General features: G+C 76.3%; 18 protein-coding genes. 14 read left to right on the top strand and 4 right to left on the bottom strand.

Going from position 1 to position 19,612, the window contains the following annotated elements; all coding sequences use genetic code 11:
* Positions 1 to 38: 38 nt before the first annotated feature.
* Complete coding sequence (locus VKZ81_RS27050; protein WP_324244517.1) at positions 39 to 266, top strand: hypothetical protein; 228 nt, start codon at positions 39 to 41, stop codon at positions 264 to 266.
* A 3-nt stretch (positions 267 to 269) separates the two neighbouring features.
* Positions 270 to 1,301: a cobalamin biosynthesis protein gene (locus VKZ81_RS27045; RefSeq protein ID WP_324244516.1), complete on the top strand. Its 1,032-nt coding sequence runs from the start codon at positions 270 to 272 to the stop codon at positions 1,299 to 1,301.
* Here VKZ81_RS27045 and VKZ81_RS27040 read toward each other — a convergent pair.
* Positions 1,230 to 2,153: a LysR family transcriptional regulator gene (locus VKZ81_RS27040; protein ID WP_324244515.1), complete on the bottom strand. Its 924-nt coding sequence runs from the start codon at positions 2,151 to 2,153 to the stop codon at positions 1,230 to 1,232. The genes VKZ81_RS27045 and VKZ81_RS27040 overlap by 72 nt on opposite strands.
* 91 nt (positions 2,154 to 2,244) lie before the next feature.
* Between VKZ81_RS27040 and VKZ81_RS27035 the strand changes: the two genes are divergently transcribed.
* Both VKZ81_RS27035 and VKZ81_RS27030 read left to right on the top strand, forming a co-directional pair.
* Positions 2,245 to 3,261, top strand: coding sequence for an MBL fold metallo-hydrolase (locus VKZ81_RS27035; RefSeq protein ID WP_324244514.1), 1,017 nt, complete (start codon positions 2,245 to 2,247; stop codon positions 3,259 to 3,261).
* On the top strand, positions 3,258 to 4,568 hold the full coding sequence (locus VKZ81_RS27030) for an MFS transporter (RefSeq protein ID WP_324244513.1): 1,311 nt from the start codon (positions 3,258 to 3,260) through the stop codon (positions 4,566 to 4,568). Before VKZ81_RS27035 ends, VKZ81_RS27030 begins: the two co-directional genes overlap by 4 nt.
* A 6-nt stretch (positions 4,569 to 4,574) precedes the next feature.
* On the opposite strand, the gene VKZ81_RS27025 is transcribed toward VKZ81_RS27030, so the two are convergent.
* On the bottom strand, positions 4,575 to 5,384 hold the full coding sequence (locus tag VKZ81_RS27025; protein WP_324244512.1) for an SURF1 family cytochrome oxidase biogenesis protein: 810 nt from the start codon (positions 5,382 to 5,384) through the stop codon (positions 4,575 to 4,577).
* Between the two features lie 21 nt (positions 5,385 to 5,405).
* Here VKZ81_RS27025 and VKZ81_RS27020 point away from each other — a divergent pair, with 21 nt between their 5' ends.
* Genes VKZ81_RS27020 through cobO form a run of 3 tightly spaced genes read left to right on the top strand, consistent with a single transcriptional unit; the run spans position 5,406 to position 9,550 of the window.
* Positions 5,406 to 6,923: a cobyric acid synthase gene (locus tag VKZ81_RS27020; RefSeq protein WP_324244511.1), complete on the top strand. Its 1,518-nt coding sequence runs from the start codon at positions 5,406 to 5,408 to the stop codon at positions 6,921 to 6,923.
* Positions 6,920 to 8,926, top strand: coding sequence for a putative cobaltochelatase (locus tag VKZ81_RS27015; RefSeq protein WP_324244510.1), 2,007 nt, complete (start codon positions 6,920 to 6,922; stop codon positions 8,924 to 8,926). The genes VKZ81_RS27020 and VKZ81_RS27015 overlap by 4 nt, the downstream gene beginning before the upstream one ends.
* A gap of 9 nt (positions 8,927 to 8,935) precedes the next feature.
* Positions 8,936 to 9,550, top strand: a complete 615-nt coding sequence (cobO, locus tag VKZ81_RS27010; protein WP_324244509.1) for a cob(I)yrinic acid a,c-diamide adenosyltransferase — start codon at positions 8,936 to 8,938, stop codon at positions 9,548 to 9,550.
* Between the two features lie 24 nt (positions 9,551 to 9,574).
* Here cobO and VKZ81_RS27005 read toward each other — a convergent pair whose 3' ends face one another.
* On the bottom strand, positions 9,575 to 9,925 hold the full coding sequence (locus VKZ81_RS27005; RefSeq protein ID WP_324244508.1) for a GNAT family N-acetyltransferase: 351 nt from the start codon (positions 9,923 to 9,925) through the stop codon (positions 9,575 to 9,577).
* A 5-nt stretch (positions 9,926 to 9,930) separates the two neighbouring features.
* On the opposite strand from VKZ81_RS27005, the gene VKZ81_RS27000 reads away from it, so the two are divergent.
* The 6 genes from VKZ81_RS27000 (at position 9,931) to cobJ (ending at position 17,348) form a co-directional block, all read left to right on the top strand.
* The gene (locus tag VKZ81_RS27000; protein WP_324244507.1) at positions 9,931 to 10,902 is read left to right on the top strand and encodes an aldo/keto reductase; all 972 of its coding nucleotides are present in this window, start codon (positions 9,931 to 9,933) and stop codon (positions 10,900 to 10,902) included.
* Positions 10,899 to 12,242, top strand: a complete 1,344-nt coding sequence (locus VKZ81_RS26995; protein ID WP_324244506.1) for a cobyrinic acid a,c-diamide synthase CobB — start codon at positions 10,899 to 10,901, stop codon at positions 12,240 to 12,242. Before VKZ81_RS27000 ends, VKZ81_RS26995 begins: the two co-directional genes overlap by 4 nt.
* A gap of 121 nt (positions 12,243 to 12,363) precedes the next feature.
* On the top strand, positions 12,364 to 13,410 hold the full coding sequence (locus tag VKZ81_RS26990) for a patatin-like phospholipase family protein (protein ID WP_324244505.1): 1,047 nt from the start codon (positions 12,364 to 12,366) through the stop codon (positions 13,408 to 13,410).
* A 190-nt stretch (positions 13,411 to 13,600) separates the two neighbouring features.
* Positions 13,601 to 14,410, top strand: coding sequence for a precorrin-4 C(11)-methyltransferase (cobM, locus tag VKZ81_RS26985; protein ID WP_324244504.1), 810 nt, complete (start codon positions 13,601 to 13,603; stop codon positions 14,408 to 14,410).
* Complete coding sequence (gene cbiE, locus VKZ81_RS26980; RefSeq protein ID WP_324244503.1) at positions 14,407 to 15,621, top strand: precorrin-6y C5,15-methyltransferase (decarboxylating) subunit CbiE; 1,215 nt, start codon at positions 14,407 to 14,409, stop codon at positions 15,619 to 15,621. The genes cobM and cbiE overlap by 4 nt, the downstream gene beginning before the upstream one ends.
* Positions 15,618 to 17,348 carry a precorrin-3B C(17)-methyltransferase gene (cobJ, locus tag VKZ81_RS26975; protein WP_324244502.1) on the top strand — a complete coding sequence of 577 codons (1,731 nt, stop codon included), beginning with the start codon at positions 15,618 to 15,620 and terminating at the stop codon, positions 17,346 to 17,348. The genes cbiE and cobJ overlap by 4 nt, the downstream gene beginning before the upstream one ends.
* A gap of 25 nt (positions 17,349 to 17,373) precedes the next feature.
* Here the strand turns inward: cobJ and VKZ81_RS26970 are convergent, their stop codons facing one another.
* On the bottom strand, positions 17,374 to 18,561 hold the full coding sequence (locus tag VKZ81_RS26970) for an MFS transporter (protein WP_324244501.1): 1,188 nt from the start codon (positions 18,559 to 18,561) through the stop codon (positions 17,374 to 17,376).
* A 121-nt stretch (positions 18,562 to 18,682) separates the two neighbouring features.
* On the opposite strand from VKZ81_RS26970, the gene VKZ81_RS26965 reads away from it, so the two are divergent.
* On the top strand, positions 18,683 to 19,612 hold the full coding sequence (locus VKZ81_RS26965) for a LysR family transcriptional regulator (RefSeq protein WP_324244500.1): 930 nt from the start codon (positions 18,683 to 18,685) through the stop codon (positions 19,610 to 19,612).

Raw genomic sequence — 19,612 nt, 5'->3', positions numbered from 1 at the left:
CGGGATGGCCGACCCGGCCCGCGCGGGTTGGACGGGGCGTGACGCAACCAGAGCCGGTGGGCGGCATCGCAGACCTCATGTCCGGTATGCCGGAGGTGTGGCGCCGGCTGCTCGCCGTGCACGTGCCCGACCGCCTCGGTCGATGCGCCTGCTGCCGCACCGCGAGCGGGTCGGGGGAGCGCTGGCCGTGTTCGCTGCACCAGATCGCCCGCGAGGCCCAGCGCCTGTACGGGTTGCGTCTCGGGCAGGCCGTGGCGGGCGACTGACGGATGGGCGCGCACGGGTTGGCCCGGCCCGCCGGGCTGCTGCTGGGGGCGCTCGCCGACGCGCTCCTGGGCGACCCGCGCCGCGGCCACCCCGTCGCCGGCTTCGGGCGTGCGGCCGCCGCGCTGGAGCGTCGCTGCTACGCCGACCGCAGGTCGTCGGGGGCCTGGTACACCGCCGTCCTCGTCGGCGGGGCGGCCGGGCTGGGGGTGCTCGCGGAAAGGGTCACCGCGCGCTCGCCGCTCGCCCGGACCGCGCTGACCGCCCTCGCGACCTGGGCGGTGCTGGGTGGGGCGTCGCTCGCCGGCCACGGCGCCGCGCTGGCCCGCGAGTTGTCCGCGGGTGACCTCGCGGCCGCGCGCACCCGCCTGCCCGCGCTCTGCGGGCGCGACCCGGCTGCGCTGGACGCGGCCGGGATGGCCCGCGCCGGCACCGAGTCGATGGCCGAGAACACCTCCGACGCCGTGGTCGCCCCCCTGCTGTGGGGCGCCGCCGCCGGCATCCCGGGGCTCCTGGGCTACCGGGCCGTGAACACGCTCGACGCCATGGTCGGCTACCGCTCCGCCCGGTACCGGAGGTTCGGCTGGGCGTCCGCGCGGCTCGACGACGCGGCCAACCTGCTGCCCGCCCGCGTGTCGGCGCTGTTGTTCGCCGGGCTCGCGCCCGCGGTCGGGGGCTCGCCGCGGCGCGCGCTCGCGGTGTGGCGGCGTGACGGTGCGGCCCACCCCAGTCCCAACGCGGGACCGGTGGAGGCGGCCGCCGCGGGGGCCCTCGGCGTCACGCTCGGCGGCCGCACGGTCTACGCCCACGGGGTGGAGGAGCGGCCCCGCCTCGGCGCCGGGCCGCCGCCGACTCCGGTCGACCTCGCCCGCGCGGCGCGGCTGTCGCGGCTCGCGGGCGCGGCGGCGGCGGTCCTGTCGGCTGTGCTGTCAGCTGTGCTGTCGGCGGTGCCGTCGGTGGTGCTGTCAGCGACCCTCGCCGTGCGATCGGTCGTGCGATCGGTGCAGGGCCGCGCGGCAGTGGTCGATCACGGCTGAGGTCAGCGGGGAGGGGCGCACCCCCTTCGGGAGCGCGGCCAGCAGCGAGTTGGTGCCGAGGTCGTCGACGACGGGCAGGAAGCGCAACGGGCGCCCCTCGTGGCTGGCTGCCACCTCCTCCATCAGCAGCGCCCAGGCCAGCCCGCGCCCGACCAGCGCGCGGATGGTCTGGACGCTGGCGGTGCGGTAGACCACGTTCGGCGTGATCCCGCACCGGCGCAGCAGCGCCTCGTTCAGGTACGACGCCGGCTCGACGTTCAGCACGGCGGCCGGGTACGGCTCCAGGTCGGCCACGCGCAACGCGTCGTGTGCGGCGAGCGGATGGCCGGGGGCGACGGCGACGCGGTAGCGGCGCTCGCGCAGCAGCACCGTGCTCACCTCGGGGTGCCGTTGTGCCTCGTAGAGGAAGCACAGGTCGATCTGGCCGCGCAGCATCCGCTCCTGGATCTCCGGACCCGACCCCTCGACGATGTCGAGTGCGACCCGCGGGTAGGCGTGAACGAGGAACTCGGCCACCTCGGGCAGCACGACGGGTGACAGCGTCGTGAAGCATCCGACCGTGAAGGTGCCCGAGGCCCCGGTCGAGGTGTCGTCAACGGCGCTCACCAGGTGCTTGACCTCGCCGAGGAGGGTGCGCCCCCGGGTCGCGACGGCACGGCCGGTCGAGGTCAGGTGCACCCCCTTCGACTTGCGCCGGATGGCGAGCTGCACGCCGAGCACCGCCTCCAGCTCCCGCAGCGCCTGGCTGATCGCCGCCTGCGTGACGTGGCACTTCGCGGCGGCTCTCGTGATCGACTGTTCCTCCGCGACGGCGACGAAGTACTCGAGCTGCCGCAGGGTCACGTCCTTCATAAGCGCAGGTTATTCCAACGCTCAAAAGAACCAGTTTTACATCGGAAGTGTCCCGGCGCACGGTAAGCGGAGGCGACACGAAGGAGTGCCCATGCCGCACGTGGTGACCCTCGGAACGGCCGGCGGCCCGCGCTGGTGGGACCGCCCGGATGCGAACGGCCGAAGCGGGATCAGCACCGCGGTGGTCGTCGGCGACGCGGTGTACCTCGTCGACTGCGGGTACGGCGCCGGCCGTCAGCTCGCCCGCGCCGGCCTTCCGCTCGACCGGCTGCGCGCGGTGTTCCTCACGCACCTGCACTCCGACCACGTCGTCGACCTGCCGTCGCTGCTGCTGTTCGGGCTGTTCGAGCGCGGCGACCGGGCGGCGGCCCCGGTCACCGTCCACGGACCGGGACCGCGGGGCGCGCTGCCCCCGCTGTCGGAGCACGCGCGCACCATCCCGCAGCCCGTCGCACCGCAGGACCCGACGCCGGGGACCGTCGACCTGGTGCGCCACCTGTGCGCTGCCTATGCGACCGACATCAACGACCGGCTGTTCGACTCGCTCGTCCGCTCGCCGGCCGAGCAGTTCGCGGTGCACGACATCGCCGTCCCGGACGGGACCGGTTTCGACCCCGACGGCGACGTCGCACCGCCGATGGAGCCGTTCGTCGTCCACCGGGACGAGCACGTGGAGGTGACGGCCACGCTGGTGGCGCACCCGCCGACGGCGCCCGCGTTCGCGTTCCGCTTCGACACCGCGTCCGGATCGGTCACGATCTCGGGGGACACGGCGCCGTGCGACAACGTGGTGCGGCTGGCCGCCGGCACCGACCTGCTGCTGCACGAGGCGATCGACCTCGACCTGCTCTCGGCCCGGTACCCGGCGGGGGAGCGGCGGGAGGCGATCATGGCCCACCACCGGCGAGCGCACACCACCCCGCACCAGGCGGGCGTGATCGCCGAGCGGGCAGGGGCACGGGCGCTGGCGCTGCACCACCTCGTGCCACCCCACGCCCCGCCGTCGTCGTGGCTGGCGGCCGGGGAGGCCTTCGGCGGCGCGCTGCACGTGCCCGACGACCTGGCCGTGCTGGAGCTCTCCTCAACCCCCGTCGAGGTGCAGCCATGACCTCCGCGCCACCGCAGCAGGTCGCCGAGCAGCGCGAGATGCGCCGGATCCTCGCCTCGAGCTTCCTCGGCACGGCGATCGAGTACTACGACTTCATCCTGTACGCCACCGCAGCGAGCATCGTGTTCGGCGAGGTCTTCTTCGCCGGAGTCGGCGAGGGCGTCGCCCTGCTGCTGTCGTTCGGGACACTCGCGGCGGGCTACGTCGCCCGGCCCATCGGCGGCCTGGTCTTCGGTCATCTCGGCGACCGGGTGGGCCGCAAGGCGATGCTCGTCGTGACGCTCGTGCTGATGGGCACGGTGAGCGTCCTCATCGGGCTGCTGCCGACGCCCGGGCAGATCGGCGTGGCCGCGCCGCTGCTCCTGGTGACCCTGCGGATCCTGCAGGGCGTCGCGGTGGGCGGCGAGTGGGGCGGGGCGATGCTGCTGGCGTTCGAGCGTGCGCGCAAGCGCACCAGGGGGTTCGCCGCCTCCTTCGCCTACATGGGCGCCCCGGCCGGCACGATCGTCGCGACGCTGGTGCTGAGCGCCGCCTCGACACTGCCCCGCGCCGAGTTCCTGGCCTGGGGCTGGCGGATCCCGTTCCTGCTCAGCGCGGTGCTCGTGGCGGTCGGGCTGGTGATCCGGCTGAAGGTGGCCGAGTCGCCCGTGTTCACCGAGCTGGCCGCCGGGGCGCACGAGCGCAAGGCACCCGTGCTCGAGGTCCTCACCGGCTACCCCCGCAACTTCGCCATCGCCGTCGGCGCCGGCATCGCCGGCCAGGCGGCGCAGGGCCTGATGGGAGCGTGGGCGCTCTCCTACGCCGTGCAGCAGGCGACGCTCGACCCGACCGCGGTGCTGAACGTCAAAGCGCTCGCGGGGGTCGGCACGATCTTGATGATCATCGCGGCGGCCCGGCTGAGCGACCGGATCGGCCGGCGCCGGGTCATGCTGGGCGGCACCGCGGGCGCCGTGCTGCTCGCCTTCCCGATCCTCTGGCTGCTCCAGTCCGGCGAGGTCGTGCTCCTGTTCCTGGCCCTGTTCCTGGGGCTCAGCGTCGTCCAGGGTTTCACAGCCGGCCCGTACGGGGCGTTCGCGGCCGAGCTGTTCCCCACGCGCGTGCGCTACACCGGCACGTCCCTCGGCTACCAGACCGCCGCCACCCTCGGCGCCGGCTTCACCCCGATCCTCGCGGCCGGCCTCGCCCTGGCGGCCGGCGGTTCGCTCTGGCCGGTGGCGGTGGGGTGGATCGCGTTGACCGCCGTCACCGGGGTCGCCGTCCTCGTGGCGCCGGAGGGCAAGGACAAGGAGCTGCGCGAGATCGGCTGATGGTGCTCAACGGCCGCCCGGCTCGTCCTCCCCGGCGAGCGCGCGGCGGAGGGCGGCCTTCTCGGCCCGCCGGTCCGCGCCGCGGCGCTGCAGCAGCTCCAACCGGACGAACAAGCCGAGCGCCACCAGCGCGATCACCCCGAACGTGATCCACTGCAGGGCGTAGGAGAAGTTGGTGAACGGCGCGTCCCCGCCCGCGGTCGGCGCGATCTCCAGGGGCCGAAGCACGCCCGGCTGCTCGGCCGCCAGCGCGACGAACCCGGGCTCGACCGGCAGCCCGGTCGCGGCGGCGAGCGCGCGCGAGTCGGAGGCGTAGATCAGCCGGTGCCCGTCGACCTCGGCGGGGGCGCGGTCCCTCGGGTCGGTCTCGTCGAGCCGCAGCCGGCCGGTCAGCGTGACCGGTCCGTCGGGCGGGGCGGGGTAGTCGGGCACGGTGGCCCCGGTGGCGGCGGTGACCGAGCCCCGGTTGACGGTGACGACGCGCCCGTCGTCGGTGCGGAACGGCGTGAGCACCTCGACGGCGGGCTGGCCGTCCACCACCCGCAGCCGCACCAGCGCCTCACCCTCGGGCAGGTAGGTGCCGGTGAGCGTGACCTGCCGCCACTCGTCCTCGGGCGTCACCCGGTCCCCGGGGGGCACGAGCTCCGCGAACGGCACGGGCGGGATGGCGGTCGCGGCGTCGATCGCGCGCTGCTGGGCCTCCCGCTGCGCCTCGCGGCCGAATTGCCACGGCGCGAGCAGCGTGAACGCGGCGACCGCGAACCCGACGACCGCCACGATCAGGGCGATCCACCCGGGCCGCAGGAGGAACCTCACACCGGCGACGATACTGACCCCATGCGTGGCGCTCTGCTGGTGGCGGGCACGACCTCGGACGCAGGCAAGAGCGCCCTCGTCACCGGGATCTGCCGGCTTCTCGCGCGCCGGGGCGTCCCGGTCGCGCCGTTCAAGGCGCAGAACATGTCGAACAACTCCGTCGTCACCCCGGACGGCGGCGAGATCGGCCGCGCACAGGCGGTGCAGGCGCTCGCGTGCGGGCTCGAGCCGAGCGTCGCGTTCAACCCCGTGCTGCTCAAACCGGGCAGCGACCGCAGCTCCCAGGTCGTGGTGCGCGGGCGGGTGGACGGCACCGTCGACGCGCGCACCTACCAGGGGCGCAAGGCCGCCCTCCTCGACGTCGTCACGGCGAGCCTCGCCGAGCTGCGCGCCCGCTTCGACGTGGTGGTGTGCGAGGGGGCCGGCTCCCCTGCGGAGATCAACCTCCGGGCGAACGACATCGCCAACATGGGGCTCGCGCAGGCGGCCGACCTGCCGGTCGTGATCGTCGGCGACATCGACCGCGGCGGGGTGCTCGCCCACCTGTTCGGCACCGTCGCCGTCCTCGACCCCGCCGACCAGGCGCGCGTCGCCGGGTTCGTCGTCAACAAGTTCCGCGGCGACCCGGCGCTGCTCGCGCCCGGCCTCGACCAGCTCGCCGCGCTCACCGGCCGGCCCACGCTCGGCGTGCTGCCGTGGGAGGAACGGCTGTGGCTGGACGCGGAGGACTCGCTGTCGGCCGTGGCCGACGGCGTGCTCGGCAGGCCCTCGCCGCCGCTCGGGAGCCAGTGGCTGCGGGTGGCCGTCGTGCGGCTGCCGCGCATCTCCAACGCCACCGACGCCGAGGCCCTCGCCGCCGAGCCGGGCGTCGCCGTCCGGTACGTGACCGAACCCTCCCGGCTGGCCGACGCCGACCTCGTGGTGCTGCCCGGGTCCAAGGCGACCGTGGCCGACCTCGCCTGGCTGCGTCGCACCGGGCTCGCCGACGCCGTGGTCGCCCACGCCCGCGCCGGGCGCCCGGTGCTCGGGATCTGCGGCGGTTACCAGATGCTCGGCACGCGCATCCTCGACCCGCACGGGGTGGAGGGCGGCGACGCCGAGGGGCTCGGCCTGCTCGACCTGGACGTCGCCTTCGACGCCGAGAAGCACCTCGGCACCCCCGAGTCCACGGCGTGGGGCGAGCCGGTCCGCGGGTACGAGATCCACCACGGCCGGGTCGTGCGCAACGGCGACCCGCCGCTGCTTCCCGGCGAGGGCTCCGACGCAGGCACCGTGCTCGGCACCCACTGGCACGGCCTGCTGGAGAACGACGGCTTCCGCCGCGCCCTGCTGCGTCGCGTCGCCGAGCAGGCCGGCCGCACCGGCTTCGTCGCCGCCCCGGACACCTCGTTCGCGGCGCACCGCGCGGCCCAGCTCGACGTGCTCGCCGACCTCGTCGAGGCGCACATCGACATCCGCGCACTTGAACATGTCATCAATCACGGTGCGCCCGCCGACCTCCCGGTCGTGACCACCTCTCTGGCAGGCTCGGCCGGGTGACCGGTCCGCAGTTCCCCTTCTCCGCCCTCGTCGGCCACGACGACCTCCGGCTCGCGCTGCTGCTCAACGCCGTGCACCCGGGCGTCGGCGGGGTGCTCGTGCGCGGCGAGAAGGGCACCGCGAAGTCGACGGCGGTGCGCGCGCTCGCGGCGCTGCTGCCCGCGCTCGACGTCGTACCCGGGTGCCGGTTCGCCTGCGACCCGAACGCGCCCGACCCGCGCTGCCCCGACGGGCCCCACCCGGCGGGCGGGGCCGGTGACGTCCGCCCGGCCCGGCTCGTCGAGCTGCCGGTGGGCGCCACCGAGGACCGGCTCGTCGGCTCGCTGGACCTGGAGCGGGCGCTGTCGGAGGGGGTCCGGGCCTACCAGCCGGGGCTGCTCGCCGAGGCGCACCGCGGCGTGCTGTACGTCGACGAGGTCAACCTGCTGCACGACCACCTCGTCGACCTGCTGCTCGACGCCGCGGCGATGGGACGGGCGCACGTGGAGCGCGACGGCGTGTCGGTGTCGCACGCGGCCCGGTTCCTGCTGGTCGGCACGATGAACCCGGAGGAGGGCGAGCTGCGCCCGCAGCTGCTCGACCGGTTCGGGCTCACCGTCGAGGTGCGGGCGGCCCGCGACGTGGAGACCCGGGTGGAGGTGGTGCGGCGCAGGCTCGCGTTCGAGGCCGATCCCGTCGCGTTCGGCGCCGCGTGGCAGGAGCAGGAGCGCGCCACGGCCCGGCGGATCGCCGAGGCGCGCGAGCGGGTCGGCACCGTTGTGCTCCCGGACGCCGAGCTGCGGCGCATCGCGGCCGTCTGCGCGGCGTTCGACGTCGACGGGATGCGTGCCGACCTCGTGATCGCCCGGGCCGCCGCCGCGCACGCGGCGTGGCGCGGGGCGGACGCGGTCGAGGAGGAGGACGTGCGCGTCGCCGCCCGGCTCGCGCTGCCGCACCGGCGCCGCCGCGACCCGTTCGACGAGCCGGGCATGGACGACCAGGCCCTCGACGACGCGCTGCGCGAGGCGGCCGAGCAGGAACCGCCCGACGGCCCCGACGACGGGGGCCCGGACGACGGGGGACCGGGCGGCGGGGGCGTCCCCGAGAACGGGGACGCCCCCGAGGTCACCGGCTCCCGGTCCGACGCCGCCGACGGAACCGCCCGCCCGGCGGGCGACGGCCGCCCGCAGGCCGCGCCCCCGGCGTCGGCCCCGTTCCGGGCGCGGCTGCTGCAGGTGCCCGGCATCGGCGACGGCGCGCCCGGCCGCCGGTCCCGGGCGCGCACCGACACCGGCCGGGTGGTGCGGGCCTCCGGGGCCGCCCCGCGGCGCGCCGCCGACCTGCACCTGCCGGCCACGATCGCCGCGGCCGCCCCGCACCAGCGCACCCGCGGCCGCACCGGCGCCGGGCTGCGGCTGCACGCGGCCGACCTGCGCAGCGCCGAGCGCGAGGGCCGGGAGGGCAACCTCGTGCTGTTCGCCGTCGACGCGTCCGGCTCGATGGCGGCCCGCCGGCGGATGGCCGCGGTGAGCGGGGCGGTGCTGTCGCTGCTGCGCGACGCCTACCAGCGCCGCGACAAGGTCGGGCTGGTGGCGTTCCGGGCGGGCGGGGCCGAGCTGGTCCTGCCGCCGACCTCCAGCGTCCCCGCCGCCCAGGCCCGCCTCGCCCAGCTGCGCACGGGGGGACGCACCCCGCTCGCCGACGGGCTGCTGCGGGCGCGGGCCGTGCTGCGCGTCGAGCGGGTGCGCGACCCGCGGCGGCGCGCCCTGCTCGTCGTGCTCACCGACGGCCGCGCCACCGTCGCGGCCCGCCCCGGCGGCGACCCGGTGCAGGACGCCTGCCGGGCCGCCGGCCTGCTCGCCGCCGACGGGGTGGCGACGATCGTGGTCGACTGCGAGAGCGGGCCGGTCCGGCTCGGCCTCGCCGCCCGGGTCGCGGCCGCCGCGGGCGGCCCGGTGCTGGGCCTGGCGGAGCTGTCGGCCGACCAGGTCGCGGGCGTCGTGCGCGCCGCTCGAGCCGCATAGGGAGGGAACATGCCGCAGGGTCAGGTCGTGACGGTCCCCGACGACGGGCTCACCACCCGCCAGCGCCGCAATCGGCCGCTCGTCGTCGTGCACACCGGGGAGATGAAGGGCAAGTCGACCGCCGCGTTCGGGCTCGCGCTGCGCGGCTGGAACCAGGGCTGGTCGATCGGGGTGTTCCAGTTCGTCAAGTCGGCGAAGTGGAAGGTCGGCGAGGAGGCCGCGTTCCGCGCGCTCGGCCGGCTGCACGAGCAGACCGGCGAGGGCGGGCCGGTCGAGTGGCACAAGATGGGCGAGGGCTGGTCCTGGGCGCGCAAGAAGGGCTCGGAGGCCGACCACGCCGCGGCCGCGGCCGAGGGCTGGGCGGAGATCCGCAGGCGGCTCGAGGCGCAGGTGCACGACCTGTACGTGCTCGACGAGTTCACCTACCCGATCAAGTGGGGGTGGGTGGACGTGCACGAGGTCGTCGAGGTGCTCGCCAACCGCCCGGGCCGCCAGCACGTGGTGATCACCGGCCGGGACGCGGCCCCGGAGCTGGTCGAGGCCGCGGACCTCGTCATGGAGACGACCAAGATCAAACACCCGATGGACGCCGGCCAGAAGGGGCAGCGCGGCATCGAGTGGTGACCGGGTGCCTCTGCGCTACCGGCGCTACGGGGCGAGCAGGTCGTCGTAGTCGCCGGGGTGCTTCTCGAGGTACCCCTTCACGAACTCGCACTCCGCGCGCACCTTCAGGCCCCGCGCGCGCACGTCCTCGAGCGCCCCGCGCACCAGCCGGCTGCCGACGCCCTTGCCCTCGAACCCGCTCATGACCTCGGTGTGGACGAACGTCACGAGGCCGTCGGACTCCCGGTACTGTGCGATGCCGGCGAGCTCCCCGTCGATCCGGGCCTCGTAGCGGTGCCGTTCGGGTGCGTTCGCGACGTCCATGCGCCGACCGTAGTCCCCTGCGGGCCGCGGCGGAGGGCGACGAGACCACGGCCACGGGCCAGGAGTAGACAAGCCGCATGGAGTACACCCGACTGGGCTCGACGGGCCTGCAGGTCTCGCGGATCTGCCTGGGGATGATGAGCTACGGGACGCCGAGCTGGCGGGAGTGGGTGCTGGACATCGACGCCGCGCGGCCGCTCGTGCGCAGCGCGGTCGAGGCGGGCATCACGTTCTTCGACACGGCCGACGTCTACTCGCTCGGCGTGAGCGAGCAGATCACCGGGACGCTGCTGCGCGAGTTCTTCCCGCGCCGCGAGGACTACGTGCTCGCCACCAAGGTCTACTCGCCGATGAGCGACCGCCCCGGCGACCGGGGCCTGTCGCGCAAGCACATCCTGGCGGGCATCGACAACTCGCTGCGGCGGCTGGGCACCGACCACGTCGACCTCTACCAGATCCACCGCTGGGACCCCGAGACCCCGATCGAGGAGACGATGGAGGCGCTGCACGACGTCGTGCGCGCCGGCAAGGCCCGCTACATCGGCGCCTCCAGCATGTACGCCTGGCAGTTCGCGAAGGCACAGCACACGGCCGACCTGGGCGGGTGGACCCGGTTCGTGTCCATGCAGGACCACTACAACCTGATCTACCGCGAGGAGGAGCGGGAGATGCACCCGCTCTGCCTCGACCAGGGCGTCGGCGTGATCCCGTGGAGCCCGCTGGCCCGCGGGCGGCTCGCGCGGCTGCCCGAGGAGCGCACCACCACCCGCTCCGGGAGCGACCCGATCGCCGACAGCATGTACACCGAGGCCGACGACGCCGTCGTGCGCGCGGTCGCCGACGTCGCGCAGGCCCGCGGCCTGCCGCTCGCGCAGGTGGCGCTCGCGTGGCTGCTGCACAAGGAGGCGGTGAGCGCGCCGATCGTGGGCGCCACCAAGCCCGGCCACGTCGAGGACGCCGTCGCCGCCGTCGACGTGGAGCTGTCCGACGACGAGATCGCGGCGCTCGAGGCGCCGTACGTGCCGCACCCGGTGCTCGGCCACCGGTGAGCCCGCGCGCGATCGTCGTCGGTGCGCCCGCGTCCGGGAGCGGCAAGACCACGGTCGCCACGGGCCTGATGGCCGCGCTGCGCCGCCGGGGCACCGCGGTGGCGCCGTTCAAGGTGGGGCCCGACTACATCGACCCCGGCTACCACACGCTCGCCGCGGGGCGGCCCGGCCGCAACCTCGACCCGGTTCTCGTGGGAGCCGACCGGATCGTGCCGCTCGCCCGCCACGGGGCGGCGGGCGCCGAGATCGCGGTCGTCGAGGGCGTGATGGGCCTGTTCGACGGGCGGATCGGGGCGGGCGGGGGCGCCGGGTCGACGGCCCAGGTCGCCGGGCTGCTGGGCGCCCCGGTGCTCCTGGTCGTCGACTGCCGCGGGCAGGCGCGCAGCCTCGCCGCGCTGCTGCACGGCTTCCGCTCGTTCGACCCGGCCACGCGCATCGCCGGGGTCGTGCTCAACCGCGTGGGCAGCGCGCGCCACGAGGAGGTGCTGCGCGCCGCGGCCGACGAGGCCGGGCTGCCCGTGCTCGGCGCCCTGCCGCGCCGGGACGCCCTCGAGGTGCCGTCCCGCCACCTGGGGCTCGTCACCGCGGCCGAGCACGGTGCCGCGGCCGTGGCGGCGGTCGACGCGATGGCGGACCTGGTGGCCGCGCACATCGACCTGGAGGCCGTGGCAGGCCTCGCCGCGCCGTTGCCCGCCGGGCCGGCCTGGTCGCCGCACGACGCCGTCGGCGGCGCCGCGGACGGGCCCCGCCGGGTCGTCGCGGTGCTCGGCGGGCCGGCCTTCACGTTCGGCTACGCCGAGCACGTCGAGCTGCTCTCGGCCGCGGGCGCGGAGCCGGTGACCGTCGACCCGCTGCGCGACACCGCCCTCCCGCCGGGCACCGGCGGCCTCGTACTGCCCGGCGGCTTCCCGGAGGAGCACGTCGCCGGGCTCGCGGCCAACGAGCCGCTGCTCGCCGAGGTGCGGCGGCTCGCGTCGGCAGGCGCACCGGTGCACGCCGAGTGCGGCGGGCTTCTGTACCTGTGCCGGACCCTCGACGGCACGCCCATGTGCGGCGTGCTCCCGGCGGCCGCGACCCGCGCCGAGCGGCTCACCCTCGGCTACCGGGACGCCGTCGCGCTCACCGACTCCGCGCTGCACCCCGCCGGGGCGCGGGTGACCGGGCACGAGTTCCACCGCTGGACCGTCACCCCGCGTGCCGGCGACGGCGCGGCCTGGGGGTGGCGGGGAGCGGAGCCGGAGGGCTTCGTCGCGGGCGGCGTGCACGCGTCGTTCCTGCACACCCACCCCGCGGGCGCACCGGCGGCGGTGGCGCGGTTCGTGCGCTGTATCAGCGGCTGAGCGCCGCGCCTCGTCACTCCGCGTTGCGCTCGCGGCCGCCACCGGGTGCCTGATCAGTGGATGTCGCGCAGGCGACGTGCTTGCTACCGTTCGGTAACCGACGCTCGACGGGGAGGTCGCCGTGCCGGACACGCCCACGCCCCGCCCCCGTTCCCGCCGGCGCCGCCCCCGGATCGGGCTCGTGCTCGGCGCGGGGGGACTCCTCGGATCGGCCTGGACCGCCGGCGCGCTCGGGTCCCTCGCCGAACGCCTCGACCGGCCCCTCGGCGAGCTCGACCTCGTGCTCGGCACCAGCGCGGGCGCGGTGCTCGGCGCGGCCCTGCGGTGCGGGGTGGACGTCCCCGAGCTGATCGCCCACCAGCGCGGCGCCGACTCGGCCCGCGACGACGACCGCAGGCCCGGCGAGCTGCCCGAGCTGCGCGCGATCGAACGCGAGTCCGGCGACGGGCGGCCCCCGGTGCCGCTGCCGCGGCTGGGGTCGCCGCGGCTGCTCGCCGCGGCCGCCGCTTCGCCCTGCCGGATGAACCCGGTTGTCGCCGCGTCCGGCCTGCTGCCGCTCGGGCGGCGGCGGATGACCTCGCTCGTGCGGATGGTCGACGTCCTGCAGGCCAGGGGTAGGGCGCGCGCCGACGGCTGGGTGCGCGGCAAGCCGCTGTGGGTGGTCGCGGTCGACTACGACTCCGGGCGCCGCGTCGTGTTCGGACGGCCGGGCGCACCGGCCGCGTCGGTGGCCGACGCCGTGCTCGCCTCCTGCGCGATCCCCGGCTGGTTCGCACCCCAGGTGATCGGCGGCCGCCGCTACGTCGACGGCGGCGTCGCCTCGGCCACGTCGCTCGCGCTGCTCGCCCGGCCCGGGGCGCCCGTGCTCGACGAGGTGTACGTGCTCGCGCCGATGGCGAGCTACGACTACGACCGCCCCGCCGACCCGGTCGCGATCGTCGAGCGCCAGGTGCGCAGGCTGCTCACCCGCTGGCTCGACGCCGAGGTGCGCGCGGTCCGCGAGCGGGGCACCCGCGTCACCGTCCTGGCCCCGGGCGCCGAGGACCTGCGCGCGATGGGCGGCAACCTGATGAACCCGCGGCGGCGGCAGGACGTGCTGCAGACAGCGCTGGAGACCTCGGTCAAGGCCCTGGACGCCGCGGTGGCCGGCCGGGTGGCGGCCGCCTAGAAGACCCGTCGGGGGATTGCAGCAAGGCCACCTTCACGCGAGGTCGTGGCGGGAAGGTGGCCTTGCTGCAATGGACGGGGCTGCAATGGACGGGGCTGCACCGGACGGGGCTGCGGCCCGGGTGAGGGCAACATCGCAGTCCGCCCGCCCGGATGGACGCGGCGCAGGCGGGCAGCACAGACTGACCGCCGTGAAGCGCGGGAAGGTGACGTTCGTGGGGGCCGGGCCGGGCGCGGCCGACCTCATCACGCTGCGCGGCGCACGGCGGATCGCCGAGGCCGACGTGGTGATCTGGGCGGCGAGCCTCGTGACGGCCGAGTGCGTCACGGAGCACGCGCGGCCCGACGCCGAGCTGGTCGACTCCTCGCAGATCGCGCACGAGGACGTGCTCGCGCTCTACCGGCGCGCCGCCGCGGAGGGCCTGACCGTCGCCCGCGTGCACTCCGGCGACCCGTCGCTGTGGGGCGCGGTGCAGGAGCAGTACGACGCGGCCGTGGAGCTCGGGCTCGAGGTGGAGATCGTGCCCGGGGTGTCGGCGTTCGCGGCCGCCGCCGCGGTCGCGGGGCGGGAGCTGACCATTCCGGAGGTCGCGCAGTCGGTGGTGCTCACCCGGCTCGAGGGCGGCAAGACGCCGATGCCGCCGGGGGAGAAGCTGCGCGAGTTCGCCCGCCACGGCACCACGATGGCGATCTTCCTGTCCGCCGCCCGCTCCGGCCAGATGGCCGACGAGCTGCGGGCCGGTGGCTACCCCGACGACACCCCGGTGATCGTCGCCCACCGCACCAGCTGGCCGGACGAGCTGACGCTGCGGTGCCGGCTCGACGAGGTCGAGGCCGTCTGCAAGCAGCACAAGCTGTGGCGGCACACCCTGTTCCTGGTCGGCCCCGCCCTCGCGGCGAGCGGCACCCGCAGCCACCTCTACCACCCCGGCCACTTCCACACCTTCCGCAAGCCGGACCGGGCCGCCCGCCGCGAGCTGCGGGCCCGCCGCACCTCATGAGCCCTGACCCCGGCCCACCGGCGTCGGGTGCCCTCGCCGTGATCGGCGTGGACGGGGCGCCGCTGCCCGCCCCCGCGCGGGAGGCGCTCGACCGGGCCGAGGTCGTGCTGGGCGCCGCCCGCCACCTCGACACCGTTCCCGTGCCCGCCACCGCCGAGCGCGTCGTGCTCGGGCCGGTCGAGGCCGGCCTGCAGCGGCTGGCCGGGCGGCGGGCCGTCGTGCTCGCGAGCGGCGACCCCGGCTTCTTCGGGATCGTCCGGTTGCTGCGCGAGCGCGGCCACGCCCCCGCGGTGTTCCCGGCGCGCTCCAGCCTGCAGCTGCTGTTCGCCCGCATCGGCCGCTCGTGGGACGACGTCACCGTCGTGAGCGCGCACGGGCGCGACCTCGGCGCCGCCGTGAACGTCTGCCGCGCCCGTCCCGCCGTCGCCGTGCTCACCGCGCCCGGGGCCGGGCCCGCGGAGATCGGGGCGGCCCTCCACGGGTGGCCGCGCACGCTCGTGGTGGCCGAGGACCTGGGCGGCCCCGCGGAGCGGGTGGTCACCCTGCCCGCCGCCGAGGCGGCCCGCCGCGAATGGCACCCGCTCACCGTCGTGCTCTGCCTCCGCGATGCGGACGCGGTGCCCCCGCGCGGCTGGTGCGCGGGCGGCGAGCCGGTCCCGCCCGCGGGCGGTTGGGCCCTGCCCGACGACGCGTTCGACCACCGCGCGGGCATGGTCACCAAGGCCGAGGTGCGCGCGCTCGCGCTGGCCCGGTTGGCGCCCCGCCCCGGCGCCCTCGTGTGGGACGTGGGCGCAGGCTCCGGCTCGGTGGCCGTCGAGTGCGCGCGCCTGGGCGCGGCGGCGCTCGCCGTGGAGCGGCGTGCCGACGACGCGGCGCGGATCGCGGCCAACGCGGCGCGGCACGGCGTCGACGTCCGCGTCGTCACAGGCGAGGCGCCCGCGGCGCTGGCGGGCCTGCCCCGCCCGGACGCGGTGTTCGTCGGCGGCGGCGGGCCGGACGTGGTCGCCGCCGCGGCGGCCGCCGGACCGGAGCGGGTGGTCGTCGCGCTCGCGGCGCTGGACCGGGTCGCGCCCACCCGCGCGGCGCTGCGGGCCGCGGGCCTCGCCGTGGACGGCGTGCAGGTCGCGGCGTCCCGCTTCGCCGACCTGCCGGACGGGTCGGTCCGCCTCGCCGCCACCAACCCGATCACCGTCATCTGGGGGATGAAGTGACCGACCCGGCAGTGCCGCCCGACGTGGAAGGGCCACCCGACCTGGAAGGGCCGCGCGCGATCGCGCTCTTCGCCGTCACCGACGCGGGCAGGCGGGCCGCGGCCGAACTCGCCCCCGCGCTCGGCGCCCGGGTGCACGCCCTCGACGAGCTGCCCGCGCTGTGGCCGCGGCTCGACGCGGCCGTGTTCTTCCTCGCCACCGGCGCCACCGTCCGGTTGATCGCGCCGCTGCTCGCGGACAAGCGCACCGACCCCGGCGTCGTCTGCGTCGACGAGGCCCGCCGCTTCGCCGTCGCGCTCACCGGCGGGCACGAGGGCGGGGCGAACGCGCTCGCCGAGCGGGTCGCCGCCCTGCTCGGCGGCCAACCGGTGGTCACCACCGCGTCCGACGCCACCGGCGCGAGCGGCCTCGATGCGCTGGCCGCCGCGCTGGACGCGGTGGTCGACGGCGACGCCGCCGCGGCGGGGCGCGCGCTCCTGGACGGCACCGCGGTGGTGGAGAACCCCCTCGCGTTCCCGCTGCCGGCCCTGCCGGGTGGGGGCGGCGACGCCCGCGAGCCGCACCGCATCGTCGTCACCGACCGGGTCGAGGTCGGCGCGACCAGGATCGTGCCGAAGACGCTCGTCGTCGGGATCGGGTCCGCGCGCGGAGTGCCCGCCGCCACCGTCACCGCCGCGCTGCGGCGCATCGAGACCGAGCACGGCTACGACCTGCGCGCCGTGCGCGCGTACGCGAGCGTCGACCGCAAGGCCGACGAGGAGGGGATCCTCGCCGCGATCGCGCCCGCACCGCTTCACACCTACCCGGCCGAGCTGCTCGCCGAGGTCGCCGTGCCCAACCCGAGCGAGGTGGTGCGCGCCGAGGTCGGCACGCCGAGCGTCGCCGAGGCGGCCGCGCTGCACGCCGCGGCCGAGCTCGCGGGCGGGGCGCCGGTCGAGCTCGTCGTGCCGAAGATCAAGGGAGACAACGTGACGGTCGCGGCCGCCCGCATCCGCCCCCGCGGCCGGCTCGCGGTCGTCGGGCTCGGCCCGGGTGCCGCCGACCTGCGGACCCCGCGCGCCGAGGCCGAGCTGCGGCGCGCCTCGGTGGTGGTCGGCCTCGACCAGTACGTCGAACAGGTCCGCCACCTGCTGCGCCCCGGCACCGAGATCCGCGCGAGCCGCCTGGGCGAGGAGGAGCAGCGCGCCGCGGACGCGGTCGCCCTCGCCGCGAAGGGCCGCGCGGTCGCGCTGATCGGCTCCGGCGACGCGGGCGTGTACGCGATGGCGAGCCCGGCGCTGCAGCGGGCCGGGGCCGACGTCGAGGTCGTCGGCGTCCCCGGCGTGACCGCCGCGCTCGCCGCCGCCGCGCTGCTCGGCGCCCCGCTCGGGCACGACCACGTGCTCATCTCCCTGTCGGACCTGCACACCCCGTGGCCGGTCATCGAGAAGCGGATCGCGGCCGCCGCCGAGGCCGACCTCGTGACCTGCTTCTACAACCCGCGCAGCCGCGAGCGGCACTGGCAGCTCGCCGCCGCCCTGGACGCCTTCCGCGCCCACCGCCCGCCCACCACCCCGGTCGGGGCCGTCCGCCAGGCCGCGCGGGCCGGGCAGCGGGTGTGGACGGCCCCGCTCTCCGAGTTCGACCCGACCGAGGTCGACATGCTCACGACCGTGGTCGTCGGGTCCTCGGCGACGCGGATGGTGGCGGGGCGGATGGTGACGCCCCGGGGTTACCGCTGGAGCTGAAGCGCGGCGCCCGCGCGCCCCGGGGTCACGCCCGGGTGAGGCCCGCGTCGGCCGTCGCTCGCCGGTGCGCCCCGAGGGCGACCAGCAGCGCCGCCGCCGTCAGCGCAACGCCGAACCACATGACGCTGCGGACCCCGAGGCCGTCCACGAGCAACCCGCCGAGGAACGCCGCCACCGCGATCGAGGTGTTGTACGCCAGCGTGTTCAGCGACATGGCGGCCTCGAACGTGTCGGGCGCCGCCCCCTGCGTCATGGCCAGCTGGGACAGCTGCACGACGCCGAACGCGATCCCCCAGGCGGCGAGCAGGGCGATCGCGGCGATCCGTCCGTCGCCCACGGCGAGCAGCGCCAGCAGCGATCCCACGAGCACCGCGCCGCCGACGACGAAGCCGACCCTCGGGCTGCGGGCCACGGTGAACCCGGCGACGTAGTTGCCGATGGCGCCCCCGGCCCCGAAGACCATCAGGGCCGCCGTGATGAAGGCGGGCGTGGCGGACGCCCCGCTCTCCAGGACCGGACGCACGAACGTGTACGCCCCGAAGTGGCCGAGCACGAACAGCACGACGGCGACCAGCACCAGGCGCAACCGCGCGTTGACCAGCGGCAGCCGGAAGACCTCCCGCACCGACACGGCGTTGTCCGACGGCAGCGACGGGACCGTGGCGGCGACCGCGGCGAGCACCAGCACGGCCAGGCCCGCCCAGATCAGGAACGTCGTCCGCCAGTCGGTGAGGCTCTCGACGATCGTCCCCAGCGGGATGCCCACCACCGTGGCGATCGAGATGCCCGACATCACGACGGCCGCGGCCCGGCCCGCGTGGCGCTGCGGCACGATGCGCATCGCCATGCTCACGCCGATCGCCCAGAACACGCCGCTGGCGAACCCCATGACGAGCCGGGTGGTGAGCACCAGCGGGTAGTTCGGGGAGACCGCGGTGATCAGGTTGCCCGCGGCCAGCACCGCGAGCAGCGTGCACAGCAGCGCCCGGCGGTCGATGCGCCGGGTCCAGGCCACGAGGAACGGCACGCCGAGCCCGGCCGAAATGCCGTACAGGGTGACCATCAACCCGGCCGCCCCCACCGAGGTGCCCAGGCTCGAGCTCAACGGGGTCAGGAGACCGACGGGCATCAGCTCCGTCGTCAGGAACACGAACAGGCTGGCCGTGATCGCCGAGACCCCCGCCCACGGGCGCGGGTGTCGTTGCGTCGCCATCTTCTTCCTCTGATCGTTCGCAGGTGCAGGGTCTCGGGATCCCGAGTGAAGTCTCACCGCGGTCGATCAATGAGTCCAATGCATGCTCGTCATCTCATCGATCGCGAGAGAAGATCGATGGATGGAGCTCCAGCAGCTGCGCTACGTCGTCGCCGTCGCCGAGACGAACAGCTTCACGCGGGCCGCGCAGCGGTGCCTGGTCGTCCAGTCCGCGCTGAGCCACCAGATCGCGCGCCTGGAACGCGAGCTCGGGGCGCGGCTGTTCGAGCGCACCAGCCGCCGTGTGCGGCTCACCCCGGCGGGCGCGGCGTTCCTGCCGGCGGCCCGGCAATGCCTGGACGCCGCGGAGCGGGCGGCCGCCGAGGTCGCCGCGGCGGTCGGGGAGGTGCGCGGGCGGCTCACGGTCGGCGTGATCTCCACCGTCGCCGCGGTCGACGTCCCGCGGGCCCTGCGCGCGTTCCGCGAGCGCCACCCGCACGTGCGCGTCGGCGTGCGCGCGGGCCGCAGCGAGGAGCTCGTCGAACAGGTCGCCCGGGGAACGCTCGACGTCGCCTTCCTCGGGCTCCCGCCCACTGCGCGCCCGCAGGGCGTGGCGTCGCGCGAACTCGCCCGCGACCGGCTGGTCGCCCTGGTCGCGCCCGACCACCCCCTCGCCGCGGAGTCGTGGGTCGACCTGCGGCGGCTCGCGTCGGAGCCGTTCGTGGACCTGCCCGCCGGAAGTGCGGGGCGCGCCGAGTCCGACGAGGCGTTCGCGGCCGCCGGGCTCGACCGGGAGGTCGCCTACGAGGTGACCACCGCGTACCTGACCGCCCGGCTGGTCGAGCAGGGCCTCGGCGTCGCCCTGGTCCCGTCCGCCCACGCGCCGCAGCTCACCGGTGTCGTCCCGATCGAGGTCCGCGACGCCCCGGTCCGCGTCGAGCACGTCGCCTGGAGCCGGGACGGGCGCACCCCGGCGGCGACGGCCTTCCTCGACGTGATCGGCGTGCCGCCCGAGCCGGACGGGCTGCGACCTCGCGCACGGGACCGGATCGCGGGGCCCGCGCCGGGATAG

The organism is Pseudonocardia sp., from assembly GCF_035305885.1.
Taxonomy (GTDB): Bacteria; Actinomycetota; Actinomycetes; order Mycobacteriales; family Pseudonocardiaceae; genus Pseudonocardia.
The sequence above is the reverse complement of the archived record's forward strand: the minus strand, read 5'-3'. Positions and strand labels throughout refer to the sequence as shown.

Coding starts and splice junctions, on each gene's coding strand:
- VKZ81_RS27020 (WP_324244511.1), top strand. CDS start 5,406: ATGCGTGGCGCTCTGCTGGTGGCGGGCACGACCTCGGACGCAGGCAAG.
- VKZ81_RS27000 (WP_324244507.1), top strand. CDS start 9,931: ATGGAGTACACCCGACTGGGCTCGACGGGCCTGCAGGTCTCGCGGATC.
- cbiE (WP_324244503.1), top strand. CDS start 14,407: ATGAGCCCTGACCCCGGCCCACCGGCGTCGGGTGCCCTCGCCGTGATC.
- VKZ81_RS27040 (WP_324244515.1), bottom strand. CDS start 2,153: ATGAAGGACGTGACCCTGCGGCAGCTCGAGTACTTCGTCGCCGTCGCG.
- VKZ81_RS26970 (WP_324244501.1), bottom strand. CDS start 18,561: ATGGCGACGCAACGACACCCGCGCCCGTGGGCGGGGGTCTCGGCGATC.
- VKZ81_RS27035 (WP_324244514.1), top strand. CDS start 2,245: ATGCCGCACGTGGTGACCCTCGGAACGGCCGGCGGCCCGCGCTGGTGG.
- VKZ81_RS27030 (WP_324244513.1), top strand. CDS start 3,258: ATGACCTCCGCGCCACCGCAGCAGGTCGCCGAGCAGCGCGAGATGCGC.
- VKZ81_RS27045 (WP_324244516.1), top strand. CDS start 270: ATGGGCGCGCACGGGTTGGCCCGGCCCGCCGGGCTGCTGCTGGGGGCG.
- cobO (WP_324244509.1), top strand. CDS start 8,936: ATGCCGCAGGGTCAGGTCGTGACGGTCCCCGACGACGGGCTCACCACC.
- VKZ81_RS26965 (WP_324244500.1), top strand. CDS start 18,683: ATGGAGCTCCAGCAGCTGCGCTACGTCGTCGCCGTCGCCGAGACGAAC.